The following is a 21908-nucleotide window of genomic DNA, read 5'->3' as shown; positions in this document are numbered from 1 at the left end:
TTCTATACTGGAATCTGAGCCTTTTTACATCACGGGTCGGACCTCGACAGCGCCTGTCGCTGCCGCTGGACAACGAGCTGCCCATTCGATCGCCTTATTAATGTCAGGCACATCGATAATGAAATATCCGCCGAGCTGATCTTTCGTGTCTGCGTATGGTCCTTCCTGAACTTGAAGTTCCCTATCGATAAGTTGCACAGTTGTCGCCATATTCCTCGGTTGGAGTCCATGCATGCTCGAGATGACACCAGCCTCTTTCATCGCACCGCCATAGTCCTTCCAGCCTGCCCAGTATTGCTCTTGCCGCTTACTGTCTGTCCTAGCCTCGAAATCTTCCTGAGATTCATACGTCAAGATCATGTATTTCATCGTTTCTCCTCCTTATAATAACTTCCATTTTCAAGTTAAAATAAAGGAAACATTATTACTTGTTTTTTACAAGTTATTTTCTAGTTAGATCACTATGCGGAGTTTACTTTCAACTATCTGTTAAGTTATTATAGTAATAATTAATGAGATTTGGGAGCAGTGTTGGTATTTATTTTGTACAAATAGTATTCACGGCAAGGGCAAATGTAATTATTGGGATATGCTGATAGGGAATAGCTATCTTTCTGAGACGAATTTAAGCACAGAACAGATATAGCTTTTTAAAAATGTACATGAAAGGTTGTCGAATAAATGTCCAATAGCACTTTTCAATTCCAGACCCTTGATCTGGCCCGCGATTTCCTTGAGCATTACGTGAAAAACGTCTCTGAAAGCGAGGCCAGAGTGATCCCCAAAGGCTTCAACAACTCTATTCTTTGGAATATTGGACATATTGTAACGTTTACGGAGAAGGAAATATTCGGCGACACCAATCGAGAGATGAAGGTGCCCGACAGTTACATGGAGATGTTTTTGAGGGGCACGAAGCCTGCCGACTGGATAGCGGAACCGCCCACGCTCCAGACACTCCTTGCTCAATTGGCGGAACAAGTTTCCCGCATCAAAGAAACGTTCCACAATCGTTTGGACGAAAAATTAAGCACGCAGCGATCATCTCCTACGGCAGAAAAGCCCGCAACGGTAGGGGAATTGCTGGTTTTATTATGTTTTCATTGGGGATTGCATGTTTCTGCAGTTAACAGTATCAATCGCATCATTCAAAATGCAAAGAATAGTAACGAGGAACGCTCCTAACGGTCGATTAAGATAAGGTTGGTAATTGGAATATAAACAATTTACTCAAGAAGAAATATATTAGAAAAGTCATATTCATTATGAGCGTTACCTATCCTCAACAATCCTGCCCGTTCAGCGAGGCAACCAGAGCTCGTGTGCCGGTCGCCTCGCTTTGTTATTTTAAGCTCTTGTACTCGTTTGCGAACACATCTTCATTGTCATTGAAGCCAGATGCTTTTGATCAGTTATTATCCGTTCGTGTATTTAATATGTTGTTCATTACCGGTCGAAAACCGTGATCGTTGTATCACGACTGTCTGGAGGATAGAATAGTCGTTGTGATCCTCGGCATTGGTAAACAGGACCATTCCACGCGCCTCCTCGCATCACCCTACAAGGAGTATACCCTGGACGGCTTCCATGTTGGTTTGGACCTCTTGGATTTTTGCGAGGACTTTGAATATAATAGTCGGGATCATACCAATCACTGCACCATTCCCGAACTTGCCCTGCCATTCCATGTATACCACACCAACTTACATCGAAAGGGTATTCCTTTATTGCTGTCGGCCCTTCAATTTGGGCAACATGATTAGCCAGCCAGCAATGAGAAGGATATGTACCGTCGGATCCTTTCCCTCCACCGTTTATTCATAATCTCCAATTATCGTTTGATTTGAAATTTGTATTTGCGAGTTCATCTGCACACCGGCATATATTATTTTTCCATGTATCTCCCCACGGAAATATTGACCCTTCCGAACCTCTTGCAGCGTACTCCCACTCCGCTTCAGTTGGGAGCCTTACACCTGCCCAGCTACAATAGGCGACAGCATCTTCCCATGAAACTGAGCTTACTGGTATCATTTCCGTACCAGGAAGCGGCTTCCCATCTTTCCATGCACTATTCCATGGTCCATGTACTAAAGGGTCAGTTGGGGCTGAATATCCGGATTCCTGCATAAAATTATAGTATTGTCCAATTGTGACTACATCTCGGTATATCCAAAAACTATTTAATTCAACTTCGTGAGCATGCAGCTCACCTATCCAATCTATACCACCAACTTGTGCATTGAACCAACTGTCATCCCAATCGTACTTTGACCATAAGGATTTTACATCCTCCTTGCTGCTTCCCATGACAAATGTTCCTGGCTGAACCCATACTAAAGTTGCACCATCCTTAGGATTAACAAGGGTACTCAATTTTCAATCTCCCTCCTTGTCAACGATATCAACAAATATCCTAACCCATTCTGGATGTGATTGATAAGTATTCTTGCCAAGATCAGACTCTAACTCTTTCAAATTTCCTTTAATCGAGCATCCCACAACATGAAAATCAGGTAATCAGGTAATATTACAACTTTTGCTTCCATTAATTCATCCTCCATAGTATCAAAAGTTATTGAATTATTCTCCAACCAACCAAAAAATCCCTTTAATACTATTCAACTATGCTGCCCGTTAGCACAGCAGGCCACCGAGTTTATCATCGGCAGCCTGCTTGATCTTTGTTATGGAACTATCGTATCCGGTTAGTTTAATCAGTGAATGCAGTTCGATGTGTTTGACTCAAGAAACCTGTGTTTCCAAAAGCTTCGTTATTTCGATTAAACTTTTTATTTGTAAATCTTCGCCATAGCATTTTTTCTGTTCTTCTCTATTTATAAGGATGGATATTATTCCAGCATTTTTTGCTGCTTTAATATCTTTCTCCTCGTCACCAACAAAAGCAATATTTTTAATACCAATCCCAAAACTCTTCTGCGCTGCAAGAAGGATTAGAGGCTACCGGCTAAAACATTCGAGTGAAGGTGATACATCAAATGAACCCAGTTATCGGCCTGGATATTGCCAAAGGAGAAAGTCAGGGCCAATCGGCCCAACGAAAAATGATTATAAGGCGAGATCATCGGGTCCCGCCTTATTTCTTTTAGTAATATTAAAATTCGGCTTACTTATCGGTTGTATCCAAAACGTGTTCCTGCCAATGAACGCCATACTTCATCGCACTTCAACAGAGTTTCGGCATCCAGCGGTTCCCCCTCAATCGACGCAATATTTTGCTCGATCTGATCCAACCGGCTTACTCCAGAAATGATACTCGTCACGGATTCTTGCACAGCGCACCACTTCATCGCAAGCTGCAGGATACTTAGTCCGCATTCCGCAGCAATGTGAGTAAGCTTGTCGACAGCGGCAAAGTTCTCATCTGACCAGTACCGGTTAAAGTATGTTTCATTGTTGGCAAACCGGGTATTTTCCGCAGGCCCGCCTTGCTTATGCTTACCGGCCAGCAACCCGCCGGCGATAGGATTGTAGATGGCCATGCCCACGTCATGCGCTTTTAAAAAAGGAACGAGTTCTGCTTCTATGCCGCGGGTAATAGGGTTATAGACATTCTGGGTGATAATGGGTGCTATATAATTGCGTTTGTCGCAGATAGACAACATATCGGCGATCTGCCATGCGGCATAGTTGCTGACACCAATATATCGAATTTTCCCCGATTTCACCAAAGTAGTCATGGTTTCAAGTGATTCTTCAATGGAGGTTTCGTAGTCGGGCGCATGCATGTAGTAGATGTCGATATAATCAGTATCCAATCTCTTCAAGCTGGCATCAACAGCAGATAGGATATTTCGGCGGCTTAGTCCAGCGTTATTTGGGTTTTCACCCATTTGACTGCGTACCTTGGTCGCAAGAATAATCTCATCACGCCTGCCTTTGAGACCCTTGCTGACGATCTTTTCGCTTTCGCCCTGATTATATGAGTTTGCAGTATCAAAAAAATTGATGCCATGCTCAAATGCGTAGTCCATGATTTTAAGACTGTCAGCTTCGCTTGTTTGCCCTCCGAACATCATGGTTCCAAGACTCAACGAGGAAACTTTGAGACTTGTTTTTGACAAGTTATTATACTGCATATTGTTAGCCTCCAATTCAAAATACTTTGCCTTGCTTGGATATTTTCTATGTAATTATACACCTAAAAAATGGGAAATCAACGAGAACTCCAAATGTTTTTTAGCCAAGTATTCCAGCCAAGTATTCCTTACGACATTTTAACGATAGGAACCTTTTGCCGCGGTGCTTACTTCAGTATTTTTATTACGCTATCGTTTCCGTTAGCTTAAAAATGTAATACTACCTTAGTTCTTGTTCCGCTATCGAACAAAGAACTATCGAATTCGCACCAACGAACGCATCACCACATTGACACTCCTACTACCGCTGTTCCATTCTACGGGAAGTCCAAATTTGGAAGACACCACCTGGATTGATTCCGAAGACAGGTTTTAACAGCAACAGCCGTTGACACTGAGAGTACCTGGTTAAGCCGTGCGGATCATTGTCAGGAAGCACTATGCAGAATAAGATTGAAACATATACTTAGAAGAAGACCAGTGTGTTTCTGAAAGCTTATCTCATAAAAGGAGCTGAGATTTTTTAATGGCGAAAGAAAATTCCGTTCCACAAGTCCGTGCACCTTATACAAAGCCAATCACGGCCAAAGACTTTGATCCATCGGAAAACACCTCCATTTGGTGGCTATCAGGCGCAGGATTTCTGATTAACTCCCGCGGATCCTTGATTATGATTGATCCCGTTATTACAATGCAAGCCGGCTCCAGCGAGATTTGCGAGCTCGGACATCGAATGTTAGTGCCTTTACCGATTGTGGCAGCGGAAGTACCCCGATTGGATGCTATTCTCTATTCCCATTTGGATGATGATCACTTGGCCCCGATTACGGCTCCGGCTTTAATCGGGACAGGGGGCTTGTACGGGGGGCCTGCTATTGTAGTGCAGGAGCTAGAGCGGTTGGGGGTCCCTTCAAGACAAGCTCGGGCCTTCCATATCGGTGAGACGTTCCGTATAGGAAATGTTGAAATTACACTCACACGAGCTGATCATTCTTGGCAAAGCCAGGATCCTTACGGACCGGAGGACTGCTGCGGCTTCTTTATCAGCACCCCGGATGGAAGTATATGGCATACGGGGGACTCGCGTCTTTTGGTCGAGCATATGCAGATGAGCGAGGTTGACGTCTTACTGCTCGATGTATCGAATGATCCTTATCATTTCGGGATTGAGAATGCGGTTAAATTAGCGAATCATCTTGAGAATGCGGATATTATCACCCACCACTACGGTACCTATTATGGGCCTGAGATACTGCCTTTTAATGGCGATCCGGAAAAGCTGTCTCCGCATATAACCCGTTCGGAGAGCAGATTTCATGTACTAGCACCCGGAGAGCGTTATGTGCTGAAGGGCAAAGGTGTCGGCAACTAATCTTTAAGAATTCGGAGATGCCCAAGCTCACTTATCTTGTTTACTGTAAACGATAAACCCCGCCAGGGCACTCCTGATGTGCCGGGCGGGGTTTATCCGTTATAATACAACCCAAACATTAGCTCGAAGCGTTCGAGACGTATGGGTTTCGAAGTTCGATGAGACCCGTTCCACTATCGTTTCCGTCCCTCGGTTTTAAGGGATTATCTCACGTATGCTCACTCACTCGCAGGATTTCATTACCTTAGGATACAGTGATCGTTAGGGAAGTAAGCTGGTGAGAGCCCGCCGTTACATTTTGGGGCATGCGGGAATAGAAGAAATGGCTGGAGCATTTCCCCAAAGCCTTTTTCTACTGCACGCTTCCTCCACTATCTCCCTGGAAGTTCACCATCCCATGGCTCAACGGGTCTAGGCCCTTACATTCCATCGTCATACATGTCCAAGGTGTGGAGACCGATAGCGTTTAGCGGATGGGTCTGTGCCCTTATCGGATACGAACTCGGTCCTCCGTGCTTTCTTTGTTTGAAATCCTGCGAATGAGTCAATCTACGTGGCATTCAGATGTCTTACGCTGCTTCTGTAAAAAAGGGACTCGCTTTTTCGGGAGAAAACGTTTCTCCTCCTTGGACGATGCCGATCAGGATCCGAGCCAGTTTTCCAAGCAGTTTAAAGATCGACTGTTGTTTCTTCATTTTCTTAACTTGGACATTGTTTTCATGCAACTGTCGAAAGACGGGATTCGTTCCCACGAGGGTGATCGTAGCCAGATACATATATTTTCGTAGCTTCGCATCTCCCCGTTTGGAAAGCACGATCTGCCCCTTGCGCTTGCCAGACATGCTTTCGGCCAGATTTAAGCCCGCTTTACGCAATAACTGACGTCCATGGGCATACTGTTTGAGGTCGCCTGCACCGGAGAGAATGGCCCCGATGAAGATCGGGCCAAGGCCTTTGACCGACCGTAATTGCTGGGCCATAGGAATTTCACCGAGAAGTGCCCGTACTTCCTGTTCAATCTTCTCTAGTGTTTCAACGATACGCTCATACTCTTCCAATAACCGCTCTAAATCTTGCTTTGCTTCGCGCATAGCTGTCGTGTCTCCGACACTCTTCTTCGCTTGAGCGATGAGTTGCGCCGCTTTCTCCATTCCAGTTGTTCCGCCCGCTCGCTGCATATGCTGCTCTCTCCAACCGGTGATGACCTCCGATACGGATAGAGATTCTAATTCTAGCGGAGAAGGGAAATGTTTGAGCGTAGCCAAGGATCGTGGGCAGGTCCAATCTTTGAAAACCGACGTGTATTCGGGGAACCGAATGTCCAACCAACGGATGATCCGATTCTGCAGCCGGACGCTATGGGTCACCCAAAATTCCCGATCACTCATAATCGTACGCAACCTTTGGAACACGTTTGCCTGTCGAGTGTAATCGTAGTAGTATCCTCGACAGACGACGTCTGCGATGACAAGCGCGTCCTTGGGATCGCTCTTGGATGGACTGTTATCGCGGTTCTCCTTGTTTCGTTTGGTGGTGGCCGGGTTCACCAAGACGACGTTAAGGCCTTTGTTTGCAAGCCAATTCGCCAAGCTCCACCAATAATGTCCAGTGGGTTCCATACCGATGATGACCGTCTTCAGTCGGTGTTTCTGTTGTAGTTCATCCATCCAACGTTGTAACTTTTCATAACCTTCAATTGCGTTTTTGAATGTGAGATGTCGCTTAGCAAGAACGATGCCTCGAAAGTTAGTGGCTTGAGCTACATGAATTTCCTTTGCCATGTCGATGCCTACAACGAGCTGAGTCGGGGAAATTCGTTCAATCCGTTGATTTTGTCCGTTGATTTGCTTAAACTTCATAATAAGAGCGCCTCCTTTGATGGTGTTGTGGACAAACCCATCATAACCGAGGCGCTCCTTTTTTGACAAAGGCCATTTCTTAAGCTATACAGGAATGTTTAGTTTAATGACGAAATCTTTTGAGCAATCATTTTAGTCATTGCATGTTGATGAGGAATGCCAGATGAATTACAATCAAATACAACTTCTGAGCTGTCTCTAATAAGCCAGTCATGATAATCTGAAAGTAATTCACCTGAATACCACTTATACGCATTAGGTTCCTTTTCAGGAGGTGGTGCTATAAAGGGCTTTTCTACAAACACATTAAAGATATGTAAACCGCTCGGGTTGGTAAACTGTTTATAATTATTAAATATCTCTTTACGATATTCAGGTTTAATGTAGTGAAGAACACCGCTTGAATATATAATGTCAAAAAATGAATCTAAGCGAAAATCCAGTATGTCTGCTTTGAAAACTTTAACATTTACACCGATCTTATTGGCGAGTCTTTTCGTTTTCTCAATACCTGCATCCGATACATCAAATGCTGTAACGTCATATCCATTTCTTGCAAAAAAAACCGAGTCTTTTCCCTCGCCGCAACCAATATCCAATAACGTAAGCTGTTTGGTTGGAGGCATTAACTGTATGACTTGATAACATGCTGAATTGGGTTGAAACCCCCAATAATAATCAGGTGTCTTGTATTCTTCTTCATAAATGGTAATTTGTTTATCCTGCGACACATACCCAAGTAGTTTATCTACATTTATATCCAATGCATTTGATAACTCTGGCAGTAAGGATATGTCAGGCATCGTCTGTGCATTTTCCCATTTTGAAACGGCTTGAAAAGAAAGTCCAAGTATCTGTGCAAGCTCCTCTTGTGTTAATCCTCTTTCTTTTCGATATCTGCTTATGTTTCTTGCCAATGTTTCCTTCATAATTACTCACGCTCCTTGTTAACACCAATTGTATTGATGTTAGCTGAAAGGTACAATACCCTTTAAATTGATTTTTTATAATATTCAACCAACAGTTGAACTATCTCAAACGCTTCTTTCACTCTACTGCCCGTTACTTCAATGATAATCAAAAAGGAGCCGCTTCAAAGCAGCTTTTGCACAATAGTTATCCGAGGGAGTTCAATGGTGATGAAAGAGGGCTTTTTGCCAATCATTGAGCAATTTTCTTTTGTAGGGTTTCAAAACCCTTGGTATCATTCCACATTCTTTCAAATTGATCGGTGAAGGCCTTTGCTGCTGCCTCATCATGTATGACCATTAAAACCTCATCATTGGACGTGCTAGCTGCCTGGCTGTAATTGTATGATCCTGTAGTGGCCACCTTCTTATCCGCGATGGTAACCTTCAAATGCATGAGTCCATTATGTTTATTTACCTTCATTGGAATTCCCGCGCTACCCAAAAGTTTCAGGGCCTCATCTTGAGTCTTGCCGGTGGATTGGATCTTATCACTGATGATCCGTACGGTCACGCCTCTTTTCTTTGCTTCTTTTATCGCAGCCACGATATCCGGATGAGTTAAGCTGTAGATTGCAATATCCAATGTTTCTTTGGTGGAATTAATTACGTCGATCAGCATTTTTTCTGGATGCTGGTGTGCCTGGCTAAACGCATATTCTATGTTCATTTGTTGCTTTACCTGATCAATTGCAGCTGTGGGTTGAGGGGATGGTTGAACGATCGGTAAGGTTGTTGGTTGTACGCTTGATGCCTTCAAATTTTTTGATGAATCCGTAGATCCTTTCATGCAGCCGGTTAAAACAATAAAAATTAATAGAGTCAGAATTCCAAATATTCGGCGCATAATCCTTCTCCTTTACTTTAATATTGCGTCCGTTCCTCTCCCCCGTGCTCAAGGCCAAACCGCCCCATCACAACTTCCTTCTCCCGATCATCCATAAATTTTTATATATTTTGCTCTTCTCAATCTTAAGCTGCACCTTATCTACAACATCATCAGCTTCTGTACCAAGTATATCGATCAAGGTGATCTCGTTTCCTTCTTTGTCCGTCCCAATAGGATCGTGCAGCGATACATCCTTCCGAGTTTTTTTCAATGACCTTAGGTGCATCAGGATCTCATTCTCGATACAGCGCGCTGCAAACGTAGCCAATTTGGTGCCCTTGTTCGGCGAGAACGACTCGATCGCTTTTATCAGCCCGATGGTCCCAATGCTTATCAAATCCTCCAGGTCCTCACCGGTGTTGTCGAATTTTTTGACATTGTGAACACAAAGCAACGTAAAAATGTTTTGGTGCCGTGATGGGCCACCTTTGATGATGAATGTTTTAAAACGTCCCCTGTCACTTAACCCATAAGTTTGCCGCTTTGGCAAGCTTATGCTTCCAAATCACTGTGGCAAACTTATGCTTCCAATACAAAAAAGCCCTTGAATATCAAGGACTTCGCCGCTAATACCTTAACCTACTCCCCCTGTAGATGCCAGGCATGCCATTGAACTATCGTTTCCGTTAGTTGAGAAAGGCGACTTAACCCTTATTGTCGGTAGCCTTCTCCTGGTTATTGAGGTATCGTATCCTTTTAAGTTAATATAATGTCGAGGTTCCCGATTACGAGATCCGTTCCAACACTTTCGCCACACCATCGTTATCGTTGGAATCCGTGATCTGGTCAGCCAGCTCTTTCAATTCTTCGATGGCATTAAACATGGCCACTTTGTGGACCGGCATTGCAAAGAGCTCGAGGTCGTTATAATCGTCTCCGAACACTACAACCTGGGATGTGGGTATACCGAAGTGATGAAGCAGCAACTCCACACCGCTTGCCTTGCTTACCGTGCAATTCATGATCTGGATTAGCGTCCCCCGGTCCGTTACCACGAAATGGACATGTTCCCCGAAACTTCTCCGTAATTTCTCTGGGCTGTCGAAGTAAGTGATGAGTAGCTTGGTGGCGTCAAGCGACTTCAATTCGTCATTCGAACGGACCTGCGGCTGGAAGAGCCGTGTATAAAAAATATTTTCATCGATAGGACCGGGATTGGCGAACCATTGATCCCTTACCTCAAGGCTAATTCCGCAGTTCGGCAAGTGTGCCGAGCAGTAATCTAAAATCGAGGCAATCGTGAATCTATCGATAGAAATGTGCTTCTCAAAGCCACTTCTTATGTCTTGAATAAGTGCGCCGTTATAATAGACGAATGAGCATACGCCCAGAATTTCGTCCGGTAACAGCGCGCGCACCGATCGGGGCGGCCTGGCGGTTGCCACGATTACCCTCATTCCAATTGCCACACATTTTAACACCGCATCAAGATTACGCTTGGAAACCGTTTTACCGGAGCTGAGGAATGTTCCGTCCAAGTCAAGCACAATAGCCAAGTATTCTATGTACTCCACCTCCTATTGAACAATCTGATTATGGAGCTATCGGTAACAATAGGTAAGCGTTTGATGTTATCTCCAGCTTTTCCCCTGCTCCACACCGGACGTGCCAGTTTCCCGGCATCCGGCGTTCCCTCTAATTGAATGTACTAGATCATAAGTTCCTCGTGGTTAAGGGTATGGGGTTTTAAGTATCCCATTCTCGTTAAGCTCGCACTGTGGCATCCATTCTTTGCGAAGTGATGTCCCCACGTTCTTACCTGACCGGTGCAATTCACGCTTGGAAAACAACCTTTCTTTTCAGTTAGACTTGGGGCTGTTCCTCTACTCCCATTACAGGAGATTCATCAGTCGTGCCCCTGCCCTCACAAGGATAAATGTATTTCGGCGTAAGCCTTATAACAAACGTTTCGGGTAACAGCCCTTGTTGCAACGTCCCTTGCTTTCCAAGTCCCTTACATCCTAGCTATTCTTTCTGGACTTAGGTGCTTCCTCTAAGCCTGTGAGACCAATGCCGCCATTGTTCGGCATAGCGTATTTCATAGAAAAAATTTTTACTTTACGCCGCTCACCCCATCGTTTGATGGTACATATGTTTCCATATGCTCTAACTTTAGACCTGTACATTCGGAAGTTCGTCAGTTCAGTCTATTTGAACATTCTCACCATATCCAGTTTTTCAGCCGCGCGGCATATCCGTTGGCATACCTTTTCTATTAGAATGGCTTCAGCCTTCGTTCTGCCGAATCTACCTGTACTTCACACCACATGAGCTGTTAGTCATGACGAGCGCAGGAGTATTGGCGGGATGGTTTCGGGATACATGGTTCCGTCATTCCCATCCTCGGTTGTATAGTTAAGATTACTCATTGTAATCTCCTGCTTTTCACGCCGTTAAGCGCTTATAGCAGAACTTGTCATACTTCTTCGTTAGTTGAACAAACCCGAATACATTTATCTCACAAATGTAATAAAGTCAATATTAACTGGTTCAATACCAACTGCTCGAAGTCGTGAGTTAATCTGTCCTCGATGATACTGACCATGCAATGCTACATGAGTTAAAATATCCCGTACAGAATTTTTAAACTCTCTTCCTTTACTATTTGTGTAGGATATTATTTTATCTAGGTCAGTATTTGCTAAATTAGTAAAAAAAGCTGTGAAGCTCTCTTCATTTTGTTTAACAAGTTCTGCACAGATCTCTATACCGACCTCCGACCATATGGAAAGTTGTGAACTGTCCAATCCACGTAATCTAGTTATCCATACTTTTTCAGCATTAAGGATATGGGAAAATAAACGCCATACCTCCTGGTTTTCATCTTCAATACTTTGCAGTGTTTTAAAAATACGTTGGTTAGCCCAATTTAAATGCTCATACATCTTTTGGATAGTTTTCAATCCGAATCACCCCTCTACCCATATTAAAAAATCACTTGTGTTCTTTTTCTATAACAAAGCGTTTTATTCCTTCTTCCAATCTTCTGCCCGTTCGCAATGACGGCTGCCCCAAGCCGTTTTGTTGTTGAACAATCGTTATCCGTTAGTTTAACGGAACGATACGACCATGTGAGCAGAAAAGGTCACTACGTCGAATAAACTTGTGCTCTCGTCATCGTAGCAGCCGCCCAAAATGAACCGAACATTACTTCATTTGATTCTCAATATCCAGAGCATACTTCACCAACTGCTGTTTAGGAACGTTGGATGAAAATAACACGAAAATCCAATCACCTGACTTCCACGTAATAAAATTATTCGTCGACTTATCGTTTGTAAACTCGATATACGTTGCTTCAATGCCAGAAAGGCTCATCGTTTCCTGTTTGTTTGTGAGCGTTTGACCACTGATCGATACGTCACCACCGGTATTATGGTACAAATTAAGACGCACAACCTCATCCTTACTGTTTTGTAAATATCCATCGGCAAAGATATAGAACGCCTGCTTACTACGGTCAACCATAAAAGCACTAATATTGTTTACAATTACATCGCTCACATCTAAACGCGGAAATTGATTTGTACCAATAAAAGTACTTAAAGTATCGGTGTATCTATTTTCGCGAATACTGTCTTGGACATGGGAAAGATCCATTCGTGTATGCTGTAGACCCCAAGAAGTTCCGAATGCATCGCCGCCTCTAATGTTGTTTACGAACTTTACAGCTACATTAAGCATATTTGTGCCACTGGCCCAAGCCGCAATAGAACCGAATCCAACAAGAACGACTCCCACAAGGGCAACTATTGATGTAACCTTCTTCAGCCAAGAAAATTTCCTTGAGGTTGTAACCTTCGCAAGCTCTAACTCCGGCTGCTCCAATTTGTTCAAGATGACCGATGTTACCTCATTCTTTTCAGCGTGGATATAAGTTGGCTTTGCTTGCCGAATAATCGTCTCCAAGCTCATCTAAATCACCCCTCCTCAATTTACCTTTCAGTTTGTCTCTACCTCTTGCAAGCCGCGTCTTAACCGCTCCTTCACTGAGCTTAAGTGCATGAGCAATTTCACGAATTGACATATCCTCAAAATAAAATAGGATCACTGGTGTGCGAAATTTTTCATTTAGGGACATGATTGCGGAATACACTTCTTGATCTCTACTCTGCTCCAGATAAAGATCTTCTGTACTAATACTTCTCTGTTCAGGTAAGAATTCTGTTGGCTGTTCTCGTCGGTTTTGCCGAATAGAGTTATGACATTCGTTTATTACAATCCGAACCAACCACGGAAATGGACGAGTTGGATCTTTTAGCTGCTGATTCGAGCGATAGGCGTTTACGAAACTATCTTGGACAATGTCCTCCGCATGGCTGTGATCTTTTAAATACGTGTACGCTATATAGGTTAGTCGGTCATAATACTGCTGAATCCACAATTTAAGTTGCTCTTTCTGATCCATACGTGGCACCTTCCTTTCTACAATAATGACTCATGAAAATGAAAAAGGTTTCAGTTATTTAATACGACCAAATTGTTGCATTAGAATTCACCCCAAACGGCATTCTGCTATTTTCATGTTGTTATCGTTTCGGCCAAAATCCTAAATGCGAAGCAGATCATATACTGAAACATTTGTAATAGCAAAGCGATCAATGCAACAGCAACAGACTGCCGATCGCCGACAGCCTGCTTAACCACTTATTTGAGGTATCGTTTCCGTTAGCTTAACAAGCCTTCTTTTAAATAATCTGATTTGACCATTCCGTAAAACACTAAATCTTCGTAGATTCCCCACTTCAATACATGCTGAGGGAGAGTGCCTTCTTCTTTCATACCGATTTTTCTCATTACCTTATATGACCCAGGATTTTTTGTCATTGCAGCGGCAAAAATGCGATTTAAGTCTAAATCTTCAAATCCAAATTGAACGATCCTACGAGCAGCTTCTGTTGCAAATCCTTGCCCCCAAAATGGTTGACCAACCCAATAAGCAAGTTCAGCACGTTTATGCTTTTGAGATACTCCCATGCTCATATTGCCAATCAATGATCCATCTTCCTTTTTTATCATCGCAAAAGCATAACTATCCCCTTTTTCTGAGGATTGACGAACATTTTCAATCCATTGTTCCGCTGCACCATCTGGGTAAGGATGAGGAATTGCTAGAGTTGTGCGTGCTACTTCTTCGTTGCCAGCTAGTTGTTGAACCATTCTTGCATCAGATAACTCAAAAAACCGAAGCAATAAACGAGTTGTATCAAAATTAAGTGCCATGTTTTATCCTCCATTTTTCTCTTATTATATATTTTTAGTTTGGTATTTGTATAAAATTTCCTTAACTCTACATCCTGTTAGCATAGCGAAGGGGTGCCGCGGCACCCCCTCTCGGTGTTCAACTATCGTTATCCGTTAGCTTAATTCATCTAGATAACTTTTAGGACGAAATAATAAAAAGCATCACCACGAGATTGGTTCTCTATATGTTCATCCATCCACCAAACTCCGTATGAATAAAAATAAGTCCCTTTTTGTGTAGGTGCATGAAAACTGTTTTCTTTCACCACAACTTCTGTAATTTTACCTTCATTGATTTGATCGATATGGTATTTGTTCGGTTGCGGCTCATAATTCATAAGGAACTTAATAAATTCACCAGGCTGTACTGAAACTGGATTCTCGCCTTTTAAGAGTTCAACTGGACCAATAGTATCCACACATCTTCCTTGATTTTTTGATTGCCAGCAATATGTGCCGAGCTTTGTCTCATACATTCGGTTACCAATCTGAATCTCAGCCTTAGGCGGTTGCTCTCCCTCAAATTCCTTGCCTATTGGCTGTTTTGCACCATTTGACTGAGCACCAGAACAACCAACTGAGCCCATGAGCACTAGAGCCATCACGAAAAATAATAGAAATATCTTCAAATCCAGCCCCTCCAGTCTTTATAACGATGTTTATTGTTCAAACGAAAGAACAAGTAGTTAGGTTGCAATCAAAATAGTGAGCAACATTTATGGCTCGCCTTTTTCATAATCCCGTAACCTCATTCCACTATACTGCCCGTTCGTATTATGAGGTCACCAGATCTTTCTGGTCGACCTCTTTTTTGTAAGGTCGTAAGATAGCGGTAGCCGGGGATCGAACGTTTCTGCCCGTGGGACTTGGATCCCGAGAGCTATTCAGTTCATCCCCCCTACTTGTTCAACCATGGTTAGGCTGGTTGGGACATGAATCCCGTATCACATGCGATAGTGTGGAAGACAAGAAGGTTAGGGGTTGCCGGTGAAAATACTACAGGAGTGATGTCATGAATCCAGTCATTGGTTTGGATGTATCAAAGGGAGAGAGCCATGCACAAGCTTTTTTAGACCGTGGAGTACCTCATGGGAAGATCTTTAGGTTTAATCATGATCTTGAAGGGTTAGCGTCTTTTCTAAATTATATGAGAGGAGTGGAATCAGCTGCAGGGATACGTCCCTCCATTGTTATGGAAGCAACAGGCCATTATCATAGCCCCGTTGTTCAGTTTCTGGATGAGCACCAGTATTTGAACATCGTCATTAATCCTTTAATCTCACATAACGCCAAGAAAACCAATTTGCGACGGTTGAAGACGGATGCCGCTGATGCCCATCTATTAGGGACGCTGTTCTATAAAGAAGAGTTTGAACCCTACAAAAAGCGGGGTCAGCATCTCATGAATTTACGCTATCTAACACGCCAACATGAATCTTTAACGGGTATGTATGTCCAAGCAAAACTACAGTTTCAGGCTATTCTGGATCAAGTTTTCCCTGAATATCATGGCGTGTTTGGTGACCTTTATTCAAAGGTTTCCCTTCGATTTCTGGCTTTACACCCAACGTCCAAAGAGGTCCTAGAAATGTCCGAGTTGGAGATTACAACTGCAATCGGGCGTCTTACTGGACGCGGCAGATCCGTCTCATGGTGCTTGGAACGAGCTCAAATCCTAGGGGCTGCAGCAAAGCGAAATCCCTTTAAGGAGACGGCTTTTTCAAGCCATTTGATCTCCATTCAGTTGCTCATCAAATTGCTTCTTCAATACCAGGACCATCTAGCAGACCTTAATAAATCGATAGAGGCCCTGGCTGAAGAGTTACTTGAATATGATTTAATCCAATCGATACCCGGTATTGGCACTAAAATTGCTGCAACAATTTTAGCTGAGATCGGGGAAATCGATCGGTTTGATCACGCAAAGAAACTGGTGGCCTTTGCCGGTGTTGATCCAAGTGTTTTTTCTTCAGGCAAGTTTGTAGCTACCCAAATAAAATCACTAAGCATGGCTCCAGAAGACTTCGTACTGCCCTATATCAAGCTGTACGATGTGGTATTCGTAGTAATAGAAATAAGAAATTAAGGGCTTATTATGATAAGAAACGTGCTGAAGGAAAGCTGTTCAAAGTAGCGATAATTGCTTGTGTGAATAAACTCATCCACTGGATTTTTGCCATCTTAACTACTAAGGAAGCGTTCCGTTTAGAGTAAGTAGCAAGAAATAGAAATATATGGAATTTTTTTCCGTGCTTTATGGGACGGTTCTTTCCCATGCACTTTTTTAAGTATACCACCTCATGAATCCACCATTAATAATTAAATATTGACAAGCTATTAGCTGGAATAGTGGAGTGAAGGGCTACCAAGCGGCAGAATTGGACGTGAAAATAAAGTCCTAGACTACCGCTGGTTTAGCTTGTTCGCATGTATTAATGGATTGCGAATATAGTGGATAGAGAATGATAATTTTACTGGAGATGTATCGAAATGCAAAAACAATCTTTTGTACGTGGTACTGTTATACTAACAACAGCGGCTTTTATCACAAGAATACTTGGTTTCGTCAATGGTATCATTTTATCCCGTTTATTAGGCACAGAGGGTATCGGATTGCTGATGATGGCTCATCCGCTTGTTCCACTTGTTATTACATTAACTGAATTAGGACTGCCTGTGGCCATATCCAAGCTTGTCTCCGAAGCAGATGCACAAGGTAATCCATTAAAAGTGAAACGAATCCTGGTCGTTTCTCTTATCGTTACAGGCACTCTTAGTATTATTCTAACCCTTATCTCTTTCTTCTGTTCTAAGATGATTGCATCCGTGTTTTTGGCTGATCAAAGGGCATATTATTCTATGATTGCCATTACGCCAATCGCGCCAATTATAGCCATTTCCGCGGTATTGAAGGGTTATTTCCGCGGAAAACAGTATATGAAACCACTCGCTTTTTCTGATGTCATTGAGCATTTGGTACAGATCACATTTATCTTCGTTATGGTTCGTTTTCTATTGCCGTATGGAATTGAATATGCAGCAGCGGGCGCAATGATCAGTGTCGTTATCGGTGAAGGCGCGGGACTACTCTGTGTGTTCACCATGTTTAGATTGTATAGCAAGAAAATCGGGATCAAGCACAAAATCTCTGACTCTTTATTGCTGGGAAAACAAACGTTATTTGAATTATTACATATTGGATTGCCGACCATGGGCAACGGTGTTTTTCTTTCGATTTACAGTGCATTTCTGCCGATGCTTGTAACCAAAAGTATAGTACTCTCGGGAATCAGCACTGTAGCGGCGACCGAACAATATGGTTTATTGTTCGGCTATGCTTTCCCTTTATTATTTCTTCCAAATTTCATCACGCGGTCGCTGTCCACGGCGCTGATTCCAGCCATAAGTGAAGCAAAGGCTAATCATAATGGCATGCTGATGCATCGAAGAATGGATCAGGCCATGCAGATCGCTCTTTATGTGGGAGCTCCTAGCACAGTTATTTTATATGTATGGGCAGTTCCGTTAACAACCGTTATTTACCATTCGCCGGATGCTGGAGCTCTTTTGAAGATTTTAGCTCCTATTTTCTTCTTGTATTATTTTGAGTCTCCATTATATGCGATATTATTAGGTTTAGGTAAGGCTTCTGCAGTAATGTGGAATCTTATAATCGCAAACCTCTTTGAGGTAGTTGCAATTATAATGCTTGGTTCTAAATTTGGCGTTCATGGAGTTGCAATAGGCCTCGCTTTCGGCATGTTTGTATTGACCCTTCTGAATTTCTCTTCAATTTCAAGCATTATTGGATTTTATGTGGATATGCGGAACATTATGAAAGCGGCATTTGGTGTGTTAATCATGACAATCTGCGGGATTTCTGCTTTTTCGTTCATGGAGCATATCGGGTATGTTTTATCGTGGAATGTGTTGGGGACGATTTGTCTGTCAATTCTAGTTTATATGATGACACTCAAACTAACCAACGTGATTAAACTTACTAAATCCCCAAATACTCCTTAATCCCATCCACCATAGCTGCTGCTATTTTGTCTTGATTATTACTCATAAAAAGCGCCTTTTCCTCCGCAGCATTGGACAAAAAACCCACCTCTACCAAGGCAGCAGGCATAATCGTATTCTTGATTACCCGAAAATTTTCATAATCAACATGAAGGTCTGGAAAGCCTGTAGCTTTCAGCACATGCTTATGAACGATTTGTGCGAATAACATACTGCTTTCTCGATAAAAAAAGGTTTCCGTGCCTTTTGTCATGGAGTTTCTAACCATATTGGGGTGAATGGAAAGATATAGATCGGCTGAAAGTTGATTGGCCATTGTGATCCGATCATTAAGTGGGATAAAAGTATCGTCAGTTCTCGTTAAATAGACCTTGACCGCAGGTTCCAAGCTCATGAGCCTTTTGACTTTAAGTGCTGTGGATAAGGAGAAATCCTTTTCAAATCGGCCACTAATACCCACTGTACCTACATCAACACCTCCGTGTCCGGGATCAATAACAATTTTATATAAAGGATGCGAATCACCGACCAATTTAATAGTGATTTGATTTTTTTCTGCATTTTGTATTGAAACACATCCATTTCCTTTTCTGGATACTTCTGTGTTAATCTTAGTTCCGTTAATATAAATTTGTGGAACTTTAGCGCTTCCTGAAATATCAGACTGTAAAAATATAAGAAAAAGAAAGAAACTAAGGAATGCAGTCTTTTTTATCATTCAGAGTTACCCACCCTTTTACTGAAAATAAATCCGGCATTAACACCGAGACAGGAACTGTCGGAAAATAGTGAAGTTTACCTTGCGAAATTAAGTATCCCTCAAAGGCCATTAAGAGCTCATCTGGAACCGGCCACACCAATAATGCCAAGAAGCACCGAAGATGCCTATATAGCCATAGTGGACAATACAAGGCATTTTCCTTCTAGGATGTGGATTTTCTATTTAGTTTTTCCAAAATCCATAAAGTCATGATTCCAATTGAGAAAACTTCGCCCCATAAAAAAACTGATGGGTATTAGTCCATGTAACAATTACTAAAAAACCCATATCCTTTTTTATTTCTATCACGGAAAGGATTGGGTTGTATGGGAGGGTTTGCAACCAAGCTTAATGTATCCAAATCTTTGCTAGCCAATCAGGATCTCATTCCTCGACCTGCAATCTATGGATTTAAAACGTTGAAGGATAAGTGCATTTACCAATACGATGGTCCGTTAATAAAAATTGTACGGGGATCGTTAGCATAACCGAAAAACACCTACACCCCTGTGGAACATTTACGACTTATACAAAAACGGAGATGTGAAGAAGCAAAAAGAGCTGCCGCGCAGCTCCTTCGTCGTGGTTTATGGACTTGCTCACCAAAGCTAATGTTTTGTAAGGATGACCTTTGAGCTATCGTTATCCGTCCCTCGGACGCAATAAAAAGCGGCTGCCGAAGCAACCACCATTACGCTATCGTTATCCGTTTAGCGTAACGAGGCTGCCGATCGATATCCCGCGGCAGCCTCGTTTTTTATTTTATATAGAAGTATCGTACCTGTAAGTGGAGCTATTTCATTTGTTAGGCGAAGACGAACATGTAAATTCATACAGGTGAATAATATTAAACGATTGCCTTATCTCAGGTGGGGCGAAGAAGCAACTGCTCAAAGGAGGGTCGTCGTTAAATGCCGATATCAAACAACTATTTTCGAACGAGCATGGTTTACATCATGACCAATATGGAAGTAATGAATGAAGTCATTGCCTTTAAGCGGGACATGAATGGAATCCTCACCTTTATGGGGCGCTACCCAACCTATGGCAGAGGGACTGGTACAAGGGAAGTCTCCACTGCAACAGCAAACGATGGTGTCGATCCCCTTGCATCACAAGGCTCTCTAACTTTGTCCCGTGATGGACGTTTCCTGCTTGCCGTTAACGCGGGCAGCAGCAGTATCAGTAGTTTCGTCATAACCGACAGCGGAGCACCTGTTCTCGTGGATGTGAAGCCATCAGGAGGTGCTCAGCCCAATAGCGTAGATGTGTTCGGTGATCTTGTATATGTTTCTAATGTAGGTAATGCCGCTAACCGTTTTGCATCCAATATCTCCGGTTTTCGCATAGATGATAACGGACGCCTCACTCCTATTCCCGGATCCACCCATTCTCTCAGTACTTTCAATGCTCAGCCGGCGCAGGTTCTCTTCACTCCAGACGGCAGTAAAATCGTTGTATCCGAGCTTACTTCAAACCATCTCAGTGTGTTCCATGTGAATAACAACGGTACGGTTACAGGGCCGATCGTTAATAATTCTAATGGTATGGGTCCGTTCGGCTCTTATTTCCTATCTTCAGGACTCCTTTTAGTTACGGAATCTTTTACTAGTGCGCTGTCATCTTATTCAATGAGCGAAAACGGGATTCTGAATGTTATCAGCGGCTCTGTACCGAACGGCCAGCTGACCACTTGCTGGGTTGTAACAACGAGGAATGAACAATTTGCTTACACCACCAACACCTTAAGCGGTTCAATCACCACCTACCGTATAGATGTCCGCGGAGCGCTGACGGTTCTCGGAAATATAACCAGCACACCGGCAGGTACAATTGCCGGCCTGCCAATAGACGCTGGAGTGAGTAAAGATGGGCGCAATTTCTACACCCTTAACGGTAATCAGGGCACAGTCTCGGTATTTAATATCAAGGATGATGGCAGTCTAGTCAGATTGCAGGTGGCCGCATGGACCTACTATCCGTATTTTGGTTCGCAAGGTTTAGCGGTTCTTTGATTGCAAAATAAAGTGTGATTAAGCTATTCTGCCCGTAAGAGTGGCGAAGGACTGCCACTCGGCAACCCATTGGGGACTGAACTATCGTACCCGTTTAGTTCAATGCCGTTGCCGTAAAATAAATGTTCCCCAAAAATGAGTTTACTGCCCAAACCTCGCCAAGTTCCCAAAAATATCTTACCTATTCAAGAATTAATGATATCCCGATAAATGCTAGCGAGAAAACTGGCACAATTAAAACTTCAATTAATATTGAGATCCATATAATTGGACTTTTTATGTAATCTTTTATCGTTTCGGATATAGTGTATTTAACTCGCTTTTTCTCACATGATTTTAAACAATTATCAAGAAAAGTTTTTGCGTATAAATCATCCTGGTCTTGGAGTTTTGTCCAAATCTCACTATGTACCAATCTGAGCTTATCAGCATCCTCACTGTCCTTGAGTAGTGTCATAATCCCCACCCCCTTTATTATATTAGACTGAGCAAACCGACAAAAGTTTCCTTTTACTGGGAAAATACAATGCTCTACTGCCCGTCAGCACATATAGCTGCCGAACCATTCCTGTCGGTAGCCCTCTCGTGAAGTTCATTCAACTCGTTTCCCGTTAGCGTAACAAGTGGCACTATGACTTGGCACTACTCCTTGTTAAAATATTCAACCACCAACACAAT

19 protein-coding genes and 3 pseudogenes are annotated in these 21908 nt (G+C 42.8%); 6 read left to right on the top strand and 16 right to left on the bottom strand.

Translation table 11 applies throughout. The features are described from left to right. Nucleotides 1–24: 24 nt before the first annotated feature. A complete protein-coding gene (locus BLV33_RS22315; protein WP_090797107.1) occupies nt 25–369 on the bottom strand; it encodes a YciI family protein in 345 nt (114 codons plus the stop codon). A gap of 312 nt (nt 370–681) precedes the next feature. On the opposite strand from BLV33_RS22315, the gene BLV33_RS22310 reads away from it, so the two are divergent. After that, complete coding sequence (locus tag BLV33_RS22310; protein WP_090797104.1) at nt 682–1185, top strand: DinB family protein; 504 nt, start codon at nt 682–684, stop codon at nt 1183–1185. Between the two features lie 261 nt (nt 1186–1446). Here the strand turns inward: BLV33_RS22310 and BLV33_RS30225 are convergent. The 3 genes and pseudogenes from BLV33_RS30225 to BLV33_RS22290 all read right to left on the bottom strand — a co-directional run bounded on the left by BLV33_RS30225 (nt 1447) and on the right by BLV33_RS22290 (nt 4100). Then, nucleotides 1447–2376, bottom strand: a pseudogene (locus BLV33_RS30225) (formylglycine-generating enzyme family protein). A 369-nt stretch (nt 2377–2745) separates the two neighbouring features. Next, on the bottom strand, nt 2746–2955 hold the full coding sequence (locus tag BLV33_RS30880) for an HAD family hydrolase (RefSeq protein ID WP_090799145.1): 210 nt from the start codon (nt 2953–2955) through the stop codon (nt 2746–2748). 176 nt (nt 2956–3131) lie between these two features. Beyond that, a complete protein-coding gene (locus BLV33_RS22290) occupies nt 3132–4100 on the bottom strand; it encodes an aldo/keto reductase (protein WP_090797096.1) in 969 nt (322 codons plus the stop codon). Nucleotides 4101–4626: 526 nt separating this feature from the next. On the opposite strand from BLV33_RS22290, the gene BLV33_RS22285 reads away from it, so the two are divergent. Continuing rightward, a complete protein-coding gene (locus tag BLV33_RS22285; protein WP_090797092.1) occupies nt 4627–5472 on the top strand; it encodes an MBL fold metallo-hydrolase in 846 nt (281 codons plus the stop codon). 569 nt (nt 5473–6041) lie between these two features. On the opposite strand, the gene BLV33_RS22280 is transcribed toward BLV33_RS22285, so the two are convergent. From BLV33_RS22280 to BLV33_RS22235, 10 genes and pseudogenes are all read right to left on the bottom strand, one after another. Beyond that, nucleotides 6042–7331, bottom strand: coding sequence for an IS110 family RNA-guided transposase (locus BLV33_RS22280; RefSeq protein WP_090797088.1), 1290 nt, complete (start codon nt 7329–7331; stop codon nt 6042–6044). 98 nt (nt 7332–7429) lie between these two features. Beyond that, the gene (locus BLV33_RS22275) at nt 7430–8260 is read right to left on the bottom strand and encodes a methyltransferase domain-containing protein (protein WP_090797085.1); all 831 of its coding nucleotides are present in this window, start codon (nt 8258–8260) and stop codon (nt 7430–7432) included. A 232-nt stretch (nt 8261–8492) separates the two neighbouring features. Then, nucleotides 8493–9146: a phospholipase D-like domain-containing protein gene (locus tag BLV33_RS22270; RefSeq protein ID WP_090797081.1), complete on the bottom strand. Its 654-nt coding sequence runs from the start codon at nt 9144–9146 to the stop codon at nt 8493–8495. Between the two features lie 23 nt (nt 9147–9169). Further along, nucleotides 9170–9564: pseudogene (locus BLV33_RS22265) on the bottom strand (sigma-70 family RNA polymerase sigma factor); the annotation flags it as partial. A gap of 349 nt (nt 9565–9913) precedes the next feature. Next, complete coding sequence (locus BLV33_RS22260; protein ID WP_253187262.1) at nt 9914–10675, bottom strand: Cof-type HAD-IIB family hydrolase; 762 nt, start codon at nt 10673–10675, stop codon at nt 9914–9916. Nucleotides 10676–11641: 966 nt separating this feature from the next. Next, nucleotides 11642–12091 (bottom strand): DinB family protein, encoded by a 450-nt coding sequence (locus BLV33_RS22255; protein WP_090797072.1) that lies wholly within the window; start codon nt 12089–12091, stop codon nt 11642–11644. A 244-nt stretch (nt 12092–12335) separates the two neighbouring features. Continuing rightward, nucleotides 12336–13103 (bottom strand): hypothetical protein, encoded by a 768-nt coding sequence (locus tag BLV33_RS22250; RefSeq protein WP_090797069.1) that lies wholly within the window; start codon nt 13101–13103, stop codon nt 12336–12338. Beyond that, nucleotides 13051–13596, bottom strand: coding sequence for an RNA polymerase sigma factor (locus BLV33_RS22245; protein WP_090797065.1), 546 nt, complete (start codon nt 13594–13596; stop codon nt 13051–13053). The genes BLV33_RS22250 and BLV33_RS22245 overlap by 53 nt, the downstream gene beginning before the upstream one ends. A gap of 260 nt (nt 13597–13856) precedes the next feature. After that, a complete protein-coding gene (locus tag BLV33_RS22240; RefSeq protein ID WP_090797061.1) occupies nt 13857–14411 on the bottom strand; it encodes a GNAT family N-acetyltransferase in 555 nt (184 codons plus the stop codon). A gap of 149 nt (nt 14412–14560) precedes the next feature. Further along, complete coding sequence (locus BLV33_RS22235) at nt 14561–15061, bottom strand: hypothetical protein (RefSeq protein WP_253187137.1); 501 nt, start codon at nt 15059–15061, stop codon at nt 14561–14563. A gap of 383 nt (nt 15062–15444) precedes the next feature. Between BLV33_RS22235 and BLV33_RS22230 the strand changes: the two are divergent. Both BLV33_RS22230 and spoVB read left to right on the top strand, forming a co-directional pair. Continuing rightward, nucleotides 15445–16646, top strand: a pseudogene (locus BLV33_RS22230) (IS110 family transposase). Between the two features lie 276 nt (nt 16647–16922). Beyond that, nucleotides 16923–18455, top strand: a complete 1533-nt coding sequence (gene spoVB / locus BLV33_RS22225) for a stage V sporulation protein B (RefSeq protein ID WP_090797057.1) — start codon at nt 16923–16925, stop codon at nt 18453–18455. On the opposite strand, the gene BLV33_RS22220 is transcribed toward spoVB, so the two are convergent. Further along, complete coding sequence (locus tag BLV33_RS22220) at nt 18433–19173, bottom strand: N-acetylmuramoyl-L-alanine amidase family protein (RefSeq protein WP_090797053.1); 741 nt, start codon at nt 19171–19173, stop codon at nt 18433–18435. The genes spoVB and BLV33_RS22220 overlap by 23 nt on opposite strands. 673 nt (nt 19174–19846) lie before the next feature. Here BLV33_RS22220 and BLV33_RS29490 point away from each other — a divergent pair. Both BLV33_RS29490 and BLV33_RS22215 read left to right on the top strand, forming a co-directional pair. Next, entirely contained in the window at nt 19847–20002 is a 156-nt protein-coding gene (locus tag BLV33_RS29490) for a hypothetical protein (RefSeq protein ID WP_171909251.1), read from the top strand. A gap of 124 nt (nt 20003–20126) precedes the next feature. Beyond that, nucleotides 20127–21230, top strand: coding sequence for a lactonase family protein (locus BLV33_RS22215; RefSeq protein ID WP_090797051.1), 1104 nt, complete (start codon nt 20127–20129; stop codon nt 21228–21230). A gap of 181 nt (nt 21231–21411) precedes the next feature. On the opposite strand, the gene BLV33_RS22210 is transcribed toward BLV33_RS22215, so the two are convergent. Then, the gene (locus BLV33_RS22210) at nt 21412–21687 is read right to left on the bottom strand and encodes a hypothetical protein (protein WP_090797046.1); all 276 of its coding nucleotides are present in this window, start codon (nt 21685–21687) and stop codon (nt 21412–21414) included. Between the last annotated feature and the right edge of the window lie 221 nt (nt 21688–21908).

The sequence above is a fragment of the Paenibacillus sp. GP183 genome (assembly GCF_900104695.1).
Lineage (GTDB): Bacteria > Bacillota > Bacilli > Paenibacillales > NBRC-103111 > Paenibacillus_AI.
This window is presented reverse-complemented; position numbering and strand designations above follow the sequence as displayed.

What these genes read in the sequence shown, in the direction of transcription:
- spoVB (WP_090797057.1), top strand. Translation starts at nt 16,923, where the DNA reads ATGCAAAAACAATCTTTTGTACGTGGTACTGTTATACTAACAACAGCG.
- BLV33_RS22245 (WP_090797065.1), bottom strand. Translation starts at nt 13,596, where the DNA reads ATGGATCAGAAAGAGCAACTTAAATTGTGGATTCAGCAGTATTATGAC.
- BLV33_RS22240 (WP_090797061.1), bottom strand. Translation starts at nt 14,411, where the DNA reads ATGGCACTTAATTTTGATACAACTCGTTTATTGCTTCGGTTTTTTGAG.
- BLV33_RS22215 (WP_090797051.1), top strand. Translation starts at nt 20,127, where the DNA reads ATGCCGATATCAAACAACTATTTTCGAACGAGCATGGTTTACATCATG.
- BLV33_RS22250 (WP_090797069.1), bottom strand. Translation starts at nt 13,103, where the DNA reads ATGAGCTTGGAGACGATTATTCGGCAAGCAAAGCCAACTTATATCCAC.
- BLV33_RS22220 (WP_090797053.1), bottom strand. Translation starts at nt 19,173, where the DNA reads ATGATAAAAAAGACTGCATTCCTTAGTTTCTTTCTTTTTCTTATATTT.
- BLV33_RS22210 (WP_090797046.1), bottom strand. Translation starts at nt 21,687, where the DNA reads ATGACACTACTCAAGGACAGTGAGGATGCTGATAAGCTCAGATTGGTA.
- BLV33_RS22285 (WP_090797092.1), top strand. Translation starts at nt 4,627, where the DNA reads ATGGCGAAAGAAAATTCCGTTCCACAAGTCCGTGCACCTTATACAAAG.
- BLV33_RS22280 (WP_090797088.1), bottom strand. Translation starts at nt 7,331, where the DNA reads ATGAAGTTTAAGCAAATCAACGGACAAAATCAACGGATTGAACGAATT.
- BLV33_RS22275 (WP_090797085.1), bottom strand. Translation starts at nt 8,260, where the DNA reads ATGAAGGAAACATTGGCAAGAAACATAAGCAGATATCGAAAAGAAAGA.
- BLV33_RS22270 (WP_090797081.1), bottom strand. Translation starts at nt 9,146, where the DNA reads ATGCGCCGAATATTTGGAATTCTGACTCTATTAATTTTTATTGTTTTA.
- BLV33_RS22315 (WP_090797107.1), bottom strand. Translation starts at nt 369, where the DNA reads ATGAAATACATGATCTTGACGTATGAATCTCAGGAAGATTTCGAGGCT.
- BLV33_RS22310 (WP_090797104.1), top strand. Translation starts at nt 682, where the DNA reads ATGTCCAATAGCACTTTTCAATTCCAGACCCTTGATCTGGCCCGCGAT.
- BLV33_RS22290 (WP_090797096.1), bottom strand. Translation starts at nt 4,100, where the DNA reads ATGCAGTATAATAACTTGTCAAAAACAAGTCTCAAAGTTTCCTCGTTG.